This is a genomic window from Microbacterium sp. LMI1x-1-1.1 (assembly GCF_040676205.1).
GTDB classification, from domain to species: Bacteria; Actinomycetota; Actinomycetes; order Actinomycetales; family Microbacteriaceae; genus Microbacterium; species Microbacterium aquilitoris.
On sequence record NZ_JBEGHM010000002.1, the window covers coordinates 50,641 to 66,744 of the forward strand.

14 protein-coding genes are annotated in these 16,104 nt (G+C 69.2%); 9 read left to right on the forward strand and 5 right to left on the reverse strand.

Annotation, left to right across the window (positions count from 1 at the left end):
- Nucleotides 1-168: 168 nt before the first annotated feature.
- Both MRBLMI1x_RS07880 and MRBLMI1x_RS07885 read right to left on the reverse strand, forming a co-directional pair.
- A complete protein-coding gene (locus MRBLMI1x_RS07880; RefSeq protein WP_018188756.1) occupies nt 169-396 on the reverse strand; it encodes an acyl-CoA carboxylase subunit epsilon in 228 nt (75 codons plus the stop codon).
- Nucleotides 393-1,991, reverse strand: coding sequence for an acyl-CoA carboxylase subunit beta (locus MRBLMI1x_RS07885; RefSeq protein ID WP_116228596.1), 1,599 nt, complete (start codon nt 1,989-1,991; stop codon nt 393-395). Before MRBLMI1x_RS07885 ends, MRBLMI1x_RS07880 begins: the two co-directional genes overlap by 4 nt.
- A 129-nt stretch (nt 1,992-2,120) precedes the next feature.
- Between MRBLMI1x_RS07885 and MRBLMI1x_RS07890 the strand changes: the two genes are divergently transcribed.
- The 9 genes from MRBLMI1x_RS07890 (at nt 2,121) to MRBLMI1x_RS07930 (ending at nt 12,801) form a co-directional block, all read left to right on the forward strand.
- On the forward strand, nt 2,121-2,903 hold the full coding sequence (locus tag MRBLMI1x_RS07890; protein ID WP_363457940.1) for a biotin--[acetyl-CoA-carboxylase] ligase: 783 nt from the start codon (nt 2,121-2,123) through the stop codon (nt 2,901-2,903).
- Between the two features lie 66 nt (nt 2,904-2,969).
- On the forward strand, nt 2,970-3,524 hold the full coding sequence (locus MRBLMI1x_RS07895) for a PH domain-containing protein (RefSeq protein ID WP_020096739.1): 555 nt from the start codon (nt 2,970-2,972) through the stop codon (nt 3,522-3,524).
- Between the two features lie 55 nt (nt 3,525-3,579).
- Nucleotides 3,580-4,707 (forward strand): 5-(carboxyamino)imidazole ribonucleotide synthase, encoded by a 1,128-nt coding sequence (locus MRBLMI1x_RS07900; RefSeq protein ID WP_018188752.1) that lies wholly within the window; start codon nt 3,580-3,582, stop codon nt 4,705-4,707.
- Between the two features lie 96 nt (nt 4,708-4,803).
- Nucleotides 4,804-5,271: a 5-(carboxyamino)imidazole ribonucleotide mutase gene (gene purE, locus MRBLMI1x_RS07905; protein WP_018188751.1), complete on the forward strand. Its 468-nt coding sequence runs from the start codon at nt 4,804-4,806 to the stop codon at nt 5,269-5,271.
- Between the two features lie 25 nt (nt 5,272-5,296).
- Nucleotides 5,297-6,757, forward strand: a complete 1,461-nt coding sequence (locus MRBLMI1x_RS07910) for an LCP family protein (RefSeq protein ID WP_020096742.1) — start codon at nt 5,297-5,299, stop codon at nt 6,755-6,757.
- Between the two features lie 19 nt (nt 6,758-6,776).
- Nucleotides 6,777-7,886, forward strand: coding sequence for a glycosyltransferase (locus MRBLMI1x_RS07915; RefSeq protein ID WP_018188749.1), 1,110 nt, complete (start codon nt 6,777-6,779; stop codon nt 7,884-7,886).
- Nucleotides 7,887-7,978: 92 nt separating this feature from the next.
- Nucleotides 7,979-11,068, forward strand: coding sequence for an SH3 domain-containing protein (locus MRBLMI1x_RS07920; RefSeq protein ID WP_363457945.1), 3,090 nt, complete (start codon nt 7,979-7,981; stop codon nt 11,066-11,068).
- A 93-nt stretch (nt 11,069-11,161) separates the two neighbouring features.
- On the forward strand, nt 11,162-12,052 hold the full coding sequence (locus MRBLMI1x_RS07925; protein ID WP_026303043.1) for an ABC transporter permease: 891 nt from the start codon (nt 11,162-11,164) through the stop codon (nt 12,050-12,052).
- Nucleotides 12,052-12,801, forward strand: a complete 750-nt coding sequence (locus MRBLMI1x_RS07930) for an ABC transporter ATP-binding protein (protein ID WP_018188746.1) — start codon at nt 12,052-12,054, stop codon at nt 12,799-12,801. The genes MRBLMI1x_RS07925 and MRBLMI1x_RS07930 overlap by 1 nt, the downstream gene beginning before the upstream one ends.
- 21 nt (nt 12,802-12,822) lie before the next feature.
- On the opposite strand, the gene MRBLMI1x_RS07935 is transcribed toward MRBLMI1x_RS07930, so the two are convergent.
- The 3 genes from MRBLMI1x_RS07935 to rfbA are packed head-to-tail and all read right to left on the reverse strand — an operon-like array spanning nt 12,823 to nt 16,093.
- A complete protein-coding gene (locus MRBLMI1x_RS07935) occupies nt 12,823-14,226 on the reverse strand; it encodes a bifunctional dTDP-4-dehydrorhamnose 3,5-epimerase family protein/NAD(P)-dependent oxidoreductase (protein WP_363457950.1) in 1,404 nt (467 codons plus the stop codon).
- Nucleotides 14,223-15,221 (reverse strand): dTDP-glucose 4,6-dehydratase, encoded by a 999-nt coding sequence (gene rfbB / locus MRBLMI1x_RS07940; protein WP_018188744.1) that lies wholly within the window; start codon nt 15,219-15,221, stop codon nt 14,223-14,225. The genes MRBLMI1x_RS07935 and rfbB overlap by 4 nt, the downstream gene beginning before the upstream one ends.
- A 2-nt stretch (nt 15,222-15,223) precedes the next feature.
- Nucleotides 15,224-16,093, reverse strand: a complete 870-nt coding sequence (gene rfbA, locus MRBLMI1x_RS07945) for a glucose-1-phosphate thymidylyltransferase RfbA (RefSeq protein WP_018188743.1) — start codon at nt 16,091-16,093, stop codon at nt 15,224-15,226.
- Nucleotides 16,094-16,104: the final 11 nt, after the last annotated feature.

The following is a 16,104-nucleotide window of genomic DNA, read 5'->3' on the forward strand; positions in this document are numbered from 1 at the left end:
CGCCCCTCGCCATGCAGGTGGTTACCCGAAAACCGACCTGCACATGCCGATCCGCGCTCTGAGGGATACGGATCGACAGAACGCAGAAGCGTTCCAGCGGTATTAGTCTTCCTGGTCGCGAAAAGCGTGTCTGTAGGTACTTTGGGGGACAAAGCCGACCGCAGCCGCTCAGCCCGCCCAGCGACCCCAGGGCACGTCGCGGCGGAGGCCGCTTCGCACGCCGCGAGCCGACACCTGCCATGCCGAGACGGTCGGTTCGTCCACGACGGCCGTCTGCTCCTCGCGGGCGAGCGATTCGCTGACGACGGCGATCACCGCGGCGAGTTCCTCAGGGCTCGCGTCGCCGCGCCGCACCTGCAGTGGGGCGGCTGTCGGGGCGTCGTCGGGCAGGCTCACAGCGGGATGTTCCCGTGCTTCTTGGCCGGCTGGCTCGCGCGCTTGCCGCGGAGGGCGCGGAGCGCCTTCGCGACGGCGACGCGGGTCTGCGCCGGCTCGATGATGCCGTCGAGTTCGCCGCGCTCGGCGGCGAGGAACGGCGAGGCGACGTTGTAGGTGTACTCGTTCGCGAGGCGGGTGCGGACGGCGGCGACGTCCTCGCCGGCCTCCTCCGCGCGCTTGATCTCGCCGCGGTAGAGGATGTTGACCGCGCCCTGGCCGCCCATGACGGCGATCTCCGCCGTGGGCCAGGCGAGGTTGATGTCCGCACCGAGCTGCTTGGACCCCATGACGATGTAGGCGCCGCCGTAGGCCTTCCGAAGGATCACCGTCACGAGGGGGACGGTCGCCTCGGCGTAGGCGTAGAGCAGCTTCGCCCCGCGGCGGATGACGCCGGTCCACTCCTGGTCGGTTCCGGGCAGGTAGCCGGGGACGTCGACGAGGGTGAGGATCGGGATCGAGAACGCGTCGCAGAAGCGCACGAACCGGCTGGCCTTCTCGCCCGCGTCGATGTTCAGCGTGCCGGCCATCTGCGACGGCTGGTTGGCGATGATGCCGACCGTCCGTCCCTCGATGCGACCGAAGCCGATGACGATGTTCGGGGCGAACAGGGGCTGCACCTCGAGGAAGTCGCCGGCGTCGACGATGTGCGAGATGACCTCGTGGATGTCGTACGGCTGGTTCGCCGAATCCGGGATGACCGTGTTCAGCACCCGGTCGGAGTCGGTGGTCTCGAACTCGAAGCCCGATTCGTAACCGGGGGCATCTGACATGTTGTTGTCGGGCAGGTAGCCGATGAGGGTGCGCGCGTAATCGATCGCGTCGTCCTCGTCCTCGGCGAGGTAGTGGGCGACTCCCGAGCGGGTGTTGTGCGTGTGCGCACCGCCGAGCTCCTCCATGCCGACGTCCTCGCCGGTGACGGTCTTGATGACGTCGGGGCCGGTGACGAACATCTGGCTGGTCTTGTCGACCATGATGACGAAGTCGGTGAGGGCGGGGGAGTAGACGGCGCCGCCGGCGGCCGGGCCCATGATGAGGGAGATCTGCGGGATGACGCCCGAGGCCGCGGTGTTCAGGCGGAAGATCTCGCCGTACTTGCCGAGGGCGACCACACCCTCCTGGATGCGGGCGCCGCCCGAGTCCAGAATGCCGATGATCGGGATGCCGCTGCGCAGCGCCAGCTCCATGACCTTGATGATCTTCTCGCCGGCGACCTCGCCGAGAGAGCCGCCGAAGGTCGTGAAGTCCTGCGAGTACACCGCGACGGTGCGACCGTGGATCGTGCCCGTGCCGGTCACGACCGAGTCGCCGTAGGGGCGGGAGCGGTCCATGCCGAACGCGGTGGTGCGGTGCCGCACGTATTCGTCGAGCTCGACGAACGAACCGGGGTCGACGAGCAGCTCGATCCGCTGGCGGGCGGTGAGCTTCCCCTTCGCGCCCTGCTTGGTGCGGGCGGTCTCCTCGGCGGAGACGACGGCTTCTTCATAGCGTGCACGCAGGTCGGCGATCTTGCCGGCGGTCGTGAACAGGTCGGGCTGATCGGTCACGGGTTCCACCCTAGCGAGCGCGCCCGCGGCGGCGTTGGATACCGGCGACAACGGCACGGCGGATCCGCTGTGGCATCCCTCAGAGCCCCGCCTGTCAACCCGCGGGGCCTGACCGTCGCCGCACTCTAGGGTGGCGGCATGTCGATCCCCGAGAACGGTTACCCCCGCGCCGCCGCGGTCAGCCCGCGCCTCCACATCGCCCCGAGCGTCGACTCGACGAACAAGAAGCTCCTGACCGATGCGTTCGACGATCCCGAGGGGCATCCCCACCTCTCAGTCGTCCTCACCCGTGATCAGCGCGCGGGACGCGGTCGCCTCGACCGCACCTGGGTGACCCCGCCGGACTCCGCGCTCGCCGTCTCGGTGCTCCTCCGCGTCGAGGCGGTTCCGACGTCCGCCCGCGGACGGATCCCGCTCGTGGCGGGCGCGGCCATGACCTCCGCCGTCCGCGACCAGCTGGAGGGCCGAGAGGTCGGACTGAAGTGGCCGAACGACGTCCTCGTCGGAGGGCTCAAGATCTGCGGCATCCTCGCCGAGGTCATGCCCGGAGACCCCCACACGGTCGTCGTGGGTGCGGGTGTCAACACGCGAATGACCGCCGCCGAGCTCCCCGTCCCCACCGCGACGTCCTTCGCCGCCCTCGCCCGCACGGCCGACGAGGATCGCCTGCTGGCCGACTACCTGACGGGCCTCCGCGACGCCGTCGCGGCGCTCGCCGTCGGGGGGACGGTCGCGGATGCCGCGATGCAGGCGGTGCGCGAGGTGTGCACCACGCTCGGCTCGGACGTCTCGGTCTCGCTCCCGGACGGCTCGACCCTCGTCGGCACGGCGCAGCGGATCGACGACGAGGGGCGCCTCGTCGTCGAGGCCGCCGGTGTGACGCACGTCGTCTCCGCAGGCGATGTCGTGCACGTCCGATGACCTCCGTCCGATGCGCTCCGGGCGCGTCGGCGCGGACCGGTGCGCCGGGCGCGTCATGATGGTGCCGTGAGCCAGCCGACCGCGTATCCGGGACGTCCCCGGACGCCTGCGCCCGGCACCGCCGCGCCCGAACTCGTCATCGCCCGGCTGCACCGCCACGCCCGTCGACTGGCCTGGTCCGCGCTCGTCCTCATCGTCACCGCCGGGGCGACCGGGTACTTCAGCGGGAACCTCCCGGAACCGTGGGAGGACTGGATGCTGTGGGGCGCCGCATCCGCCGTCATCCTCCTCTTCGTGGTCCTCCCGTACCTCCGCTGGCTCGCCCACACCTATACGGTCACGACCCGGCGCGTCATCGAGCGGGCCGGACTCCTCAACCGGCGTCGCACCGACATCCCGCACGCCCGGGGCTACACGATCTCGGAGCGCCGTGGTCCGTTGCAGCGGATGTGGGGGAGCGGCACGCTGACCCTCGCCAACGGCGTGGACGAACCGCTCCGACTGATCGACATCCCCTCGGTCCGTCTCGTGCACGAGACGCTGTCGGACCAGGTCGAGGTCAGCCAGATCCTCGCCCACCGCGACTCCCACAGCATCCCGATCGCGGGTCTCGAAGACTGACCGTCTGCGACCGGGCACCGGTATGCGCGAGGATGGAGACGACAGGAGGAGCGGCATGGCACTGCAGGTCGGAATCGTCGGAGGCGGACAGCTCGCGCGGATGATGATCGCGCCCGCCGTGGAGATGGGCATCGACGTCCGGGTGCTCGCGGAGGAGCCCGGGATGTCGGCGGGACTCGCAGCCTCTGCCGTCGGCGACTACCGCGACCTCGAGACGGTCCTCGCCTTCGCGAAGGACGTCGACGTCATCACCTTCGATCACGAGCATGTGCCGCAGGACGTGCTCCGCGGTCTCGTCGCCGCCGGCGTCGCCGTGCACCCCGGCCCCGATGCGCTCGCCTTCGCGCAGGACAAGATCGACATGCGCACGAAGCTCGCCGAGCTGGGCATGCCGCAGCCCGAGTGGGCCGCGGTGGCGGATGCCGCATCCCTCGACGCCTTCATCGCCGAGCACGGCGGGCGCGCCGTCGTCAAGACCCCGCGCGGCGGGTACGACGGCAAGGGCGTGCGCGTCGTCGCCGACGCGGCCGACGCGGCCGATTGGCTGGATGCGCTGGAGGAGGGCGGGGCGCTCCTCGCCGAGGAGCTCGTCTCCTTCAGCCGTGAGCTCGCCCAGCAGGTCGCGCGGCGCCCGTCGGGCGACCTCATCGTCTACCCGGTCGTCGAGACCGTTCAGGAGGGCGGGGTGTGCGCCGAGGCGATCGCGCCGGCCCCCCACTCGGCGGGCCGACTCGCCGACGTCGCCGCCGAGATCGGCGAGGCGATCGCGACGGGCCTCGGGGTGACCGGGATGCTCGCGGTCGAGCTCTTCCAGACGGGCGACGAGCGGCTCCTCGTCAACGAACTCGCGATGCGTCCGCACAACAGCGGCCACTGGACGCAGGACGGATCCGTGACGAGCCAGTTCGAGCAGCACCTGCGCGCCGTCCTCGATCTGCCCCTGGGCGACACCGCGCTGCGCGCGCCGCACGCCGTAATGGTGAACATCCTCGGCGGGCCGGCCGAGGGGACGCTCGGTGAGCGCCTGCCCGCCGCCCTCGAGGCGCATCCTGCCGCCAAGATCCACACCTACGGCAAGGACCCCCGTCCAGGCCGCAAGGTGGGGCACGTCAACGTCGCCGGCGACGATCTCGACACCGTCGTCTACGAGGCGCGAGCGGCAGCGGCCTACTTCCTCGATTGACCCGTGCCGTTCCGGGCTTCTCCAAGCTCTCCCGCCTAGCCTGGTCGAGTGAATCGCCCCCTCCACTCATCCTCCGCCCCTCTGATCGGCGTCGTGATGGGGTCCGACTCGGACTGGCGCATCATGTCCGACGCCTCGCAGATCCTGACGGACTTCGGCATCGCGCACGAAGTCGAGGTCGTCTCCGCCCACCGCACCCCCGACAAGCTGCTCCGCTACGGGCGTGAGGCGCGCGAGCGGGGTCTGCGGGCCATCATCGCGGGTGCGGGCGGCGCCGCTCACCTGCCCGGCATGCTCGCCTCGGTCACGACGCTCCCGGTGATCGGCGTCCCGGTGCAGCTCTCGACACTCGACGGCCTGGACTCGCTTCTCAGCATCGTCCAGATGCCCGCGGGCATCCCGGTGGCCACCGTCTCCATCAACGGCGCGAAGAACGCCGGGCTTCTCGCTGTGCGGCTGCTGGGCGCCACGGACGCGGAGGTCGGCGACCGCGTCGCCGCCTACGCCCGGGACCTGGAGTCGCAGGTCGAGGAGAAGAACCGACGGCTCAAGGATTCCCTGTGAGCCGGATCGCGACGGAGGTACTCCGATGAGCGTCATGAGCCCGCCGCGATCGACCTCGACTCCGACGCGCGGACGCTCCGTCGTCGAGGAGCGGCCGCTCCGTCACCCCGACGACTCGGCGCCCGCGATGATGTCGCGGCGCGCGTGGTGGCTTGTGGCATCCAATTTCCTGCTTCCCGGCTCGGCGCAGACCCTCGCCGGCAACCGACGCCTCGGTCGCGTCGGCCTCGTGGCGACGATCGTGATGTGGGTGCTGCTCGCGGCGGCCGTGCTGCTGGGGCTGATGTGGCGGTCGCTGCTGACGTCGATCGTGGCCTCGGCGTGGACGCTCACCGGAGCGCAGATCCTGCTCTGGGTCTACGCGGCGCTGTGGGTCGTGCTCACGATCGACACGCTCCGCCTCGTCCGGCTGCCCCGTGTCCCCGGTCGGACCCGCGCTGCGGCGACGGTCGTGGCGCTCGTCCTGGCCCTCGTGCCCGCTTCCGCAGCCGCGTACACGGCGCAGTCGGTGATCGCGCCGCTGCGATCGGGCCTGTCGATCTTCGCGTCGGGCCCCAGCGTCCCCCCGTCGGACGGCTACTACAACTTCCTCCTCCTCGGCGCCGACAGCGGTCAGGGACGCGACTCCATGCGCTTCGACAGCATCTCGGTCGTCTCCGTGAACGCCGAATCGGGAGCCGTCACGATCTTCGGCATCCCGCGTGACCTGCGCCACGTGCCGTTCTCCGACGGCCCGATGCACGACCTCTACCCGAACGGGTTCGAGGGGCACGCGGGGCAGACCTGCGGATGGTCCTCGGGCATCAACCAGCTCATGAACGCCGTCGAGACGTGCCGCGATGATCGCGGGAAGAGCCTCTACCCGGATGCCGCGGCGCAGAACTCCACCCCAGCCGTCGAGGCGACGAAGGACGCCGCCGAGGGGATCCTCGGCATCAAGATCCCGTACCACGTCTTCATCGACATGCACGGCTTCGCCGACCTGGTCGACGCGCTCGGCGGAGTGACGATCACGGTCAAGGAACGCCTTCCCGAGGGGCCGGGTCCCCGGTACCACGACCAGCCCGCCGAGGAGTGGGCGACGGGCTGGATCGAGAAGGGGAAGCAGCACATGGACGGGCAGACGGCGCAGTGGTACGCACGCTCCCGTTACACGACGAGCGACTGGGACCGCATGCGCCGTCAGCGCGAACTTCAGACCGCGATCCTCGCCCAGGCCACCCCGTCGACCGTCGTGACCCGGTTCAGTGAGATCGTCGCGGCGGGCAAGAACCTCGTGCAGACCGACATTCCCGACTCGTTGCTGCCGTTCCTCGTCGACCTCGGCGCGAAGGCGAAGGATCAGAAGGTCCAGGACCTCGAGCTCACCCCGAAGGGCGTCAACATCGACCCCGACAACCCCACCTCCGCGGACTGGCAGAAGATCCGGGGGATGGCCGACGGACTCCTGCACCCGCCGACACCGGCACCGAGCACCGCGCCGTGACGGCCGAGAGGGATCACCGATGACGACCACGCTCCGCGTCGTGTTCGACCCGTCCGCCCCGGCGACCGGGCCGGACCTCGTCGTCGCCTCCCGTGAGCTCGCGGCGGGGCTCGTCGCCACAGCCCCCAGCGGGTGCGAGGTGCGCGCCATCGTCCCGAGCGACGCCGGCGACGACACGCTGGCGGATCAGGGGGTCGCCGCCGCCGACCGACTGCCCGTCGGATCGGCCGCGGCATCCGCTCTCTGGCGCCGCGGACTCCGGGCGGGAGCCGGTGACGGGCTCATCCACTCGGCGACCCTCGCGGCCCCGCTCGTCCGACACGACCGCGTCCACGATCACGATCAGACCGTCGTGACCCTCTGGGACGTGCGGCCGTGGGACGACCCCGACGAGCTTCCGCGAGCGGATGCCGCCTGGTCCCGGGCCATGCTGCGCCGAGCTGTCCGCCACGCGGACGCCGTCGTGGTCCCCACGCACGAGCTCGCCCGTCGAGTGGCCGAGCTCGCCCCGCTCGGTGATCGCCTGCGGGTGATCGCGGGCGCGCCCTCGGACGATCTACGCGTCCCCACGGATGAGGTCGGGCGTCGCCGCGAGCTGGACCTCCCCGACGGCTACGTCCTGCTCGCCGGCTCGGCAGCGGCATCCGATCGGCTCCGGACGGGGCTCGAGGCGGTCGTGCGGTCCGGACGGGACACCGCCGTCGTCGTCATCGACGCGCCCGAAGGGGAGGAGCCCGCGATCGCCGAGCTCGCCGCTGCGGCCGGATTGCCCGAACGACGCCTGCACGTGCGAGGTCACCTCGGAGCGCCCGACCGTGCCGCCGTGATGGCCGGCGCCGTCGCATACCTCGCCCCCGCGGATTCGCGCGCGTTCCCGTGGCGGACGCTCGACGCCCTCCGACTGGGTCTCCCGATCGTCGCGGCCGAGAGTGCGACCCACCGAGAGCTTCTGCTCGACGGGGCGACCTTCGCCGCCGGCGATCCGGGCTCGCTGGGGGACGAACTCGCCGCCACGCTGTCGTCCACGTCGACGGTCGAGCGGCTCGCCGTCCTGGCAGCCGATCGGGGTCGCGCGTTCAGCTGGGCGGGCGCGGCGGAACGCGTCTGGCAACTCCACGCGGAACTCTGACGTCGGCTGTGAACGCCGTGGCAGCGGCGTGTCGCACGAGACATCTTCCGTCTCGACTGGTATCAGAGCGTGACTTCAGTAACACTGTTCACATGCGCCTCACATCTTCCGTGCCCCGACACCCCCTTCGGCGCATGGCGATGGTGTTGGCGACCGTGCTGTCGCTCAGCGTCCTCATGGCCGTCGTCCCCACGACGGCGGCTCAGGCGGCCGATCCCCGCCTGCCCTCGTCGATCACCGATGGCGGCTTCATCATCAGCGACGCGGAGTTCTTCAACGGAGGATCGATGACCGCCGCGCAGGCGCAGTCGTTCCTCGAGAAGCGCGTCCCCTCGTGCAAGGCGACCTCAGGGCCGACCTGCCTGCGGAACTTCACCGCCGACCTGCAGCCGAAGTCGAAGGACGCCTACTGCAACGCGGTCGCGGCGAAGACGAAGGTCCGCGCCTCGGAGATCATCGCCACCATCGGCAAGGCGTGCAACATCAGCCCGAAGGTGATCCTGGTGATGCTCCAGAAGGAGCAGGGCCTCGTCACCTCCACCAAGCCCACCGAGTGGAGCTACCGCGCCGCGATGGGCATGAACTGCCCCGACACGGCGCCGTGCAGCGCGGCATCCGCCGGGTTCGTCAACCAGGTCTACCTCGGTGCCCGCCAGCAGCAGGTCTACGCGAAGAACCCCGGGTCGTACAGCTACCGCAAGGGGCAGGTGAACTCGATCAAGTGGCACCCCAACAGTGCGTGCGGCAGCTCCAAGGTGCTCATCAAGAACCAGGCGACGGCGAACCTGTACATCTACACGCCGTACCGCCCCAACATGGCGGCGCTCGCCGCCGGGTACGCGCAGGGCGACTCGTGCTCGAGCTACGGCAACCGCAACTTCTACAACTACTACGTGCAGTGGTTCGCCCCCGAGGTGTCGAAGAACCCCGGCGGAGCCGCGGCACTCGTCAAGGCGTGCACCGCGCCGGCGGCCGCCGACGTCCTCCCGGCATCGGGCCCCGCTGCGGTCACGACCGCGACCACGGGGCGCACTGCCCCGGTCAGCGGCTGCACCACCGGCGCGACCTCGCTCAAGGCCTCAGCGAAGGTGACCCTCACGGGCACCTACGGCTCGTGGGCGCGGGTGACGAGCGGATCCACCTCCCTGTGGGTCGCGAAGTCCGCCCTGTCGACGCCGGCGCCCGCCGGCGGCGCGTGTGCGGTCCCCGCCGAGTCGAGCGTGACGAAGGCGACCGGCACGATCACGGTCGTCACCGACAGCCTCAATGCCCGTAAGGCCCCCTCGACGCAGTGCCAGACCGGCGTGCGTGCGATCACCCGGGGGCAGACCTACCAGCGCACCGGTGTGTACGGCGTCTGGTGGCGCATCCAGGTCTCGGGAGCCACTTACTGGTCCCACAGCGACTACATGACCGTCAAGAACGATGCCCCTCCGGCGTCGACGATGTACTTGGCGACGACGACGAACATGACGCCGTCGGTCTCGTCGACGGCGATCCAGGCGACGCTCCGCAAGGGGACGACCGTCAAGGCGCTGACGGTGTCGGGTGACCGTACCCAGATCACGGTCGACGGCATGACGGGGTGGGTGTACTCGTCGAAGCTCTCGGTCGGGAACCCCGGCGGGACCTCCGGCCAGGATCGGCAGAGCATCGCGGCCACGCCGCTGCGTGCGACGGCATCCGCCTCGGGCAAGATCCTGACGACGCTGAAGGCGGGCACGAAGGTCACCGTCTACGACACCTTCGGTGCGTGGCGCGCGGTGACCGCCGGCACGACGAAGGGCTGGATGCGGGACTCCGAGCTCGGCGCGGTCATGCCGGTCGTGACCACGAAGTACCTCTCGGCGCCCGACAATGTGGCCTCGACGGCCACGTCGACGGTGATCGTGGCGACACTCCGAAAGGGCGCGGCGGTCAAGGCTTCGTCGGTCTCGGGGAACCGCACGCGGGTGACGGTCGACGGGATCACGGGCTGGGTCACCTCGTCGAAGCTGGTGGCGAAGAACCCGGGCGCCGCGGCCGGTCAGAGCAAGCAGAGCATCGCGGCCACGCCGCTTCGTGCGACGGCGTCCGCGTCGGGCAAGGTCCTGACGACGCTGAAGGCCGGCACGAAGGTCACCGTCTACGACGCGTACGGGCAGTGGCGTGCCGTCACCGCAGGCACGACCAAGGGGTGGATGCGGGACTCCGAGCTCGGCGCGATCGCTCCGGCAGTGAAGACGATGTACCTGGCGACCACGACGAACATGACGCCGTCGGTATCGTCGGCGACGATCCAGGCGACGCTCCGCAAGGGGACGACCGTCAAGGCTCTGTCTGTCTCGGGTGATCGCTCGAAGATCACCGTCGACGGGTTGACGGGCTGGGTGTTCACGTCGAAGCTGTCGGCGAAAAACCCGGGGGCGGTCTCCGGTCAGAGCAAGCAGAGCATCGCGGCCACGCCGCTTCGGGCGACGGCGTCCGCCTCGGGCAAGGTCCTTACGACGCTGAAGGCGGGCACGAAGGTCACCGTCTACGACACCTTCGGTGCGTGGCGCGCGGTCACCGCCGGCACGACGAAGGGCTGGATGCGGGACTCCGAGCTCGGCGCGATCGCTCCGGCGGCGAAGACGATGTACCTCGCGACCACGACGAACATGACGCCGTCGGTGTCGTCGGCGACGATCCAGGCGACGCTCCGCAAGGGGACGACCGTCAAGGCGCTGTCTGCCTCGGGTGATCGCACGAAGATCACCGTCGACGGGATGACGGGCTGGGTGTTCACGTCGAAGCTGTCGGCGAAGAACCCGGGGGCGGTCTCCGGTCAGAGCAAGCAGAGCATCGCGGCCACACCGCTTCGTGCGACGGCGTCCGCGTCGGGCAAGGTCCTGACGACGCTGAAGGCCGGCACGAAGGTCACCGTCTCCGACACCTTCGGTGCGTGGCGAGCCGTCACCGCCGGCACGACGAAGGGCTGGATGCGGGACTCCGAGCTGAAGGCGGTGTCGTCGACGCCGGCGGCGGTCGTGAAGACGACCACGGCCGATCTCAACTTCCGGGCGACCCCGTCGGCGTCCGGAACCAAGATCAGCGTCATCCCGAAGGGGACGAAACTGACCGTGACCGGCACCTCGGGTGTCTGGCGCAAGGTCACCTACCAGGGCAGGACGGGCTGGGTGAGCGGCGACTTCCTGCGCTGATGATCCGAGGGTGCTCAGGAACCGTCGGATAGGATGATCGACGGCCTGAACGGCATCCGCCGCTCCGCGGTACCCGCCTTCGCAAGGAACCCCGTGACACAGATCGATTACAGCGCCTTCGACACGCCCGGACGTGGTCGCGGACTCCTCGACGTCTTCGAGTACCGCTACCTGCTTCGGCTGCTGATCGGGAAGAGCACGGCGCTCCGCTACCGCAATTCCGTCCTCGGATGGTTCTGGTCGTATGTCCGACCGACGGTGCAGTTCCTCGTCTACTACATCGTCATCGGCGAGATCCTCCAGGTCCACAAGAACGTCCCTGCCTTCCCGCTGTACCTGTTCAGCGGGCTCGTGCTCGTGAACCTGTTCAACGAGACCCTCGGGGCCGCGACGCAGTCGATCGTGAGCAATCGCGCCCTGGTGCGCAAGATCTACCTCCCGCGCGAGCTCTTCCCGCTGGCGGCGATCATCGGCGCCTTCACGCACTTCCTCCCGCAGCTGGCCGTGCTCATCATCGTGAGCCTCCTGTTCGGATGGCTGCCGAGCTTCGCCGCCGTCGGGCTGGTCCTGCTCGGCATGCTGCTCGTCCTCCTCTTCGTGACCGGTCTCGGCCTCTTCTTCGCGGCGGTGAACGTCCGCTTCCGCGATGCGAGCAACACGGTCGACATCATCCGGACGATCGCGACGTGGTCCGTGCCCGTCCTCTACACGTGGGCGATGGTCTACCACCGGACCGAGAACTTCCGCTGGCTCTTCCACGTCTGGCTGTCCAACCCGCTCGCCGTCGCGGTGGAGATGTTCCACCACGCGTTCTGGGGGGCGCTCCCCGTCGTGAACGCCGCATCGCCGGTGCCCGACAACCTCGGGTGGCCGCCGCAGTTCGAGTGGCATGTCGTGGCCTCCGTCGGTGTCATCCTCGTGACGCTGTTCGCCGGTCAGTTCGTCTTCCGTCGCGCCGAGCGCACTTTCGCCCAGGACCTGTGATGTCGACTCGTAACGCCACCGAAGCTCAGCCCCGCATCATCGTCGAGCACGTCTCGAAGTGGTTCAACAAGCGCTCCGCGCGGTCGCTGAAGGACGCTTTCATCGGCGTCGTCAAGCGGCAGTCGACGCGCTCGCGCCAGTTCCAGGCACTGAACGACATCTCCTTCCAGATCGGGGAGGGCGAGTCCGTCGCGATCATGGGCCTCAACGGCTCGGGCAAGTCCACGACTCTGAAGCTCGTCTCCGGAGTCCTCGAGCCCGACGAAGGCCGCGTGTTCACGCGCGGACGTGTCGCCGGTCTCATCGAGGTCGGCGCCGGCTTCCACCCCGACCTCACGGGCCGCGAGAACGTCTTCCTGAACGCCGCCATCCTCGGGATGACCGAGAAGGAGACGAAGGAGCGCTACGACGAGATCGTCGAGTTCAGCGGCATCGGCGACTTCATCGAGCAGGAGGTCAAGCACTACTCCTCCGGCATGTTCATGCGCCTGGCCTTCAGCGTCGCGATCCACGTGGAGCTCGACGTCCTCCTCGTCGATGAGGTGCTGTCCGTCGGTGACGCGCCCTTCCGGGCGAAGTGCGAGGCGAAGCTGCGCGAACTGGCCGACCAGGGCGTCACGATGATGATCGTCAGTCACAGCAAGAACATCGTGAAGAACCTGTGCTCGCGCGGCGTCGTCATCCGCAAGGGCAACGTCGTGTTCGACGGTCCCATCGACGACGCCTTCGCCGAACTCGAACGGGGCTGATCCGCCGCGCGACCGTCCGGCTCAGCCGAGGAGGTCGCGCAGCGAGTCGCGCCATTCGCGCGGCGCGAAACCGGTGGCCTCGATCTTCGCGAGATCGAGCACCGACCAGCGCGGCCGCGGCGCCACGGGCCCCGTCGCCGAGGCGAAGTACTCGTCGGTGCTGACACCGGTGACCATGTCGCGGTCGTGTCCCGTGAGCTCGAACACCTCGCCCGCGATCTCGGCCCACGAGGCGGGACCTCCCGCCCCCGTCAGGTTGTAGGTGCCGAACGGGGCGCCGGTCTTGACCAGGTGACGGATGCCGCGGGCGATGTCGTCGGTGAAGGTCAGACGTCCGATCTGGTCGTCGACGACCGAGGGGGCGACGCCTCGCTCGGCGAGGGTCGCCATCGTGCGCACGAAGTTCTTGCCCTCGCCGATGACCCAGGACGTCCGGACGACGTAGTGGCGGGGGACGGTCACGACGATGGCATCGGCTGCGGCCTTGGTCTGCCCGTACACGCCCAGGGGAGCGACCGGCGCGTCCTCGGCATAGGGGGCATCCGCTGCGCCGTCGAAGACGTAGTCGCTCGAGACGTGCACGAGCGTGATGCCGTTGTCGGTCGCGATCCGCGCGAGCTGCGAAACGGCGGAGACATTGCCCGCCCAGGCGCCGGCGCGATCGGTCTCGGCGGCGTCGACGGCCGTATAGGCGGCGGCGTTGACGATCGTGCCGTAGTCGCGCCACCGGCGTGCGTGGGAGAGGTCGCCCGTCAGGTCGAGCTCGGCTCGACCGGCGAAGTCGACGCTCGGGTCGCCGTCGTACGCGGCGCGCAGCGCGAGTCCGAGCTGGCCGTTGGCGCCGACGACGAGTGTCTTCTTCGGCGGGATCGGGACGACGTCGGACAGCCGCGGGTGGGCCAGGTCCTTCGCGGAGATCTCCACCTCGGCCAGGGGGATCGGCCAGTCGATCGCCGCGGTTTCGTCGGCGAGGTTGAGGAACGAGTAGGACGCCTCCGGAGACCAGTGGTCGTTCACGAGGTACGTGTAGGCGGTGTCGGGCTCGAGGGTCTGGTACGAGTTGCCGACGCCGCGGGGGACGAAGATCGCCCGCGAGGGGTCGAGCTCGGCCGTGAACACGGTGCCGAAGGTGGGTCCCTCGCGCAGATCGACCCATGCTCCGAAGATGCGGCCGGTCGCGACGGAGACCCACTTGTCCCACGGTTCGGCATGGATGCCGCGGGTCGTCCCCACGGCGTCGTTGAACGAGATGTTGTTCTGCACGGGACCGAAGTCGGCGAGGCCGGCGGCCGTCATCTTCTCGCGCTGCCAGTTCTCCTTGAACCACCCGCGGCTGTCGCCGTGCACGGGAAGATCCCACAGGACGAGCCCGGGGATGCCGGTCTCGACGGGCGCGAGCGCTTTACCGAAATCCGTCACGCTCACTGACCCTTGCTGGCGTAGAAGGCCTCGACGCCGTCCTTGGCGGGCGCCCACCACGCCTCGTTCGCCCGGTACCAGTCGATCGTGGCGGCAAGACCCGCCTCGAAGTCGCGGTAGGTGGGCGACCAGCCGAGCTCGGTGCGGAGCTTGGTGGAGTCGATCGCGTAGCGGAGGTCGTGCCCGGCGCGGTCGGTGACGTGGTCGTACGCGTCGGGGGAGTGCCCCATGAGCTGAAGGATGAGCTCCACGACGGTCTTGTTGTCCTTCTCGCCGTCAGCGCCGATGAGGTAGGTCTCGCCGATCTCACCCTTGTCGAGGATGGTCAGCACGGCGGAGGAGTGATCGTCGGCATGGATCCAGTCTCGGACGTTCTCGCCCTTGCCGTAGAGCTTGGGACGGATGCCGCGCAGCACATTCGTGATCTGTCGCGGGATGAACTTCTCGACGTGCTGGTACGGCCCGTAGTTGTTCGAGCAGTTGCTGATCGTCGCCCGGACCCCGAACGAGCGGACCCAGGCGCGCACGAGAAGGTCGCTGCCGGCCTTGGTGGACGAGTACGGCGACGACGGGTTGTACGGGGTGTGCTCCGTGAACCGCGCCGGGTCGTCGAGCTCGAGGTCGCCGTAGACCTCGTCGGTGGAGATGTGGTGCAGCCGGGTGTCGTGGCGACGAGCGGCCTCGAGCAGCGTGTACGTGCCGATGATGTTGGTGTCCAGGAACGGACGGGGATCGTGCAGCGAATTGTCGTTGTGGGACTCCGCGGCGTAGTGGACGACGGCATCCGCCTTTTCGAACAGTCCGTCCACGAGCTCGGCGTCGGCGATGTCGCCGACGACCAGGTCGACCCGATCCTCGGGGAGCCCGGCCAGCGACGCCTCATTGCCGGCGTAGGTGAGCTTGTCGAGCACCGTCACGGTGTGATCGGTGTGCGCGACGACGTGGTGGACGAAGTTGGACCCGATGAAACCGGCGCCCCCGGTCACGAGAAGGTGTGCCATGGTCAGAAGCCCCTGTTCAGGATGTCGAGGAGATACGTGCCGTATCCGGATTTGACGAGTTTCTCGGCACGGGCGCGGAGCTCGTCGTCGGTGAGGAATCCCTGCCGCCACGCGACCTCTTCGGGCACCCCGATCTTCAGCCCCGTGCGGCGCTCCATCGTGCGGACGTACTCACCGGCATCCAGCATCTGATCGAACGTCCCCGTGTCGAGCCAGGCGGTGCCTCGCGGGAGCACCTGGACCTGCAGCTTGCCCGCGGCCAGGTAGGCGCTGTTGATGTCGGTGATCTCGTACTCGCCGCGCGGCGAGGGCTTCAGGTCCCTCGCGATCTGCACCACGTCGTTGTCGTAGAAGTAGAGCCCGGGCACCGCGTAGTTCGACTTCGGCTCCGCCGGCTTCTCCTCCAGTGAGATCGCGCGGCCGTCCTCGTCGAACTCGACCACGCCGTACGCCTGGGGCTCGCCCACGTAGTACGCGAACACCGCACCTCCGTCGACGTCGTCGAACCGGGCCAACTGCGATCCGAGGCCCGGACCGTAGAGCAGGTTGTCGCCCAGGACGAGCGCGACCTTGTCGTCGCCGATGTGGTCCGCGCCGATCGTGAACGCCTGGGCCAGCCCGTCCGGCGACGGTTGCTGAGCGAACGAGAGCCGTACTCCGAACTGCGACCCGTCCCCCAGGAGGCGCTCGAAATGCTCCGCGTCGTGCGGCGTCGTGATGATGAGGATGTCGCGGATGCCGGCCAGCATCAACGTCGACAGCGGGTAGTAGATCATCGGCTTGTCGTACACCGGGATCAGCTGCTTCGACACGCCCAATGTGATCGGGTGCAGTCGCGTCCCCGAACCCCCCGCGAGAATGATGCCCTTCATGGCACCCATCG

What these genes read in the sequence shown, in the direction of transcription:
- MRBLMI1x_RS07890 (WP_363457940.1), top strand. Translation starts at nt 2,121, where the DNA reads ATGTCGATCCCCGAGAACGGTTACCCCCGCGCCGCCGCGGTCAGCCCG.
- MRBLMI1x_RS07900 (WP_018188752.1), top strand. Translation starts at nt 3,580, where the DNA reads ATGGCACTGCAGGTCGGAATCGTCGGAGGCGGACAGCTCGCGCGGATG.
- purE (WP_018188751.1), top strand. Translation starts at nt 4,804, where the DNA reads ATGGGGTCCGACTCGGACTGGCGCATCATGTCCGACGCCTCGCAGATC.
- MRBLMI1x_RS07910 (WP_020096742.1), top strand. Translation starts at nt 5,297, where the DNA reads ATGAGCGTCATGAGCCCGCCGCGATCGACCTCGACTCCGACGCGCGGA.
- MRBLMI1x_RS07915 (WP_018188749.1), top strand. Translation starts at nt 6,777, where the DNA reads ATGACGACCACGCTCCGCGTCGTGTTCGACCCGTCCGCCCCGGCGACC.
- MRBLMI1x_RS07920 (WP_363457945.1), top strand. Translation starts at nt 7,979, where the DNA reads ATGCGCCTCACATCTTCCGTGCCCCGACACCCCCTTCGGCGCATGGCG.
- MRBLMI1x_RS07930 (WP_018188746.1), top strand. Translation starts at nt 12,052, where the DNA reads ATGTCGACTCGTAACGCCACCGAAGCTCAGCCCCGCATCATCGTCGAG.
- rfbB (WP_018188744.1), bottom strand. Translation starts at nt 15,221, where the DNA reads ATGGCACACCTTCTCGTGACCGGGGGCGCCGGTTTCATCGGGTCCAAC.
- rfbA (WP_018188743.1), bottom strand. Translation starts at nt 16,093, where the DNA reads ATGAAGGGCATCATTCTCGCGGGGGGTTCGGGGACGCGACTGCACCCG.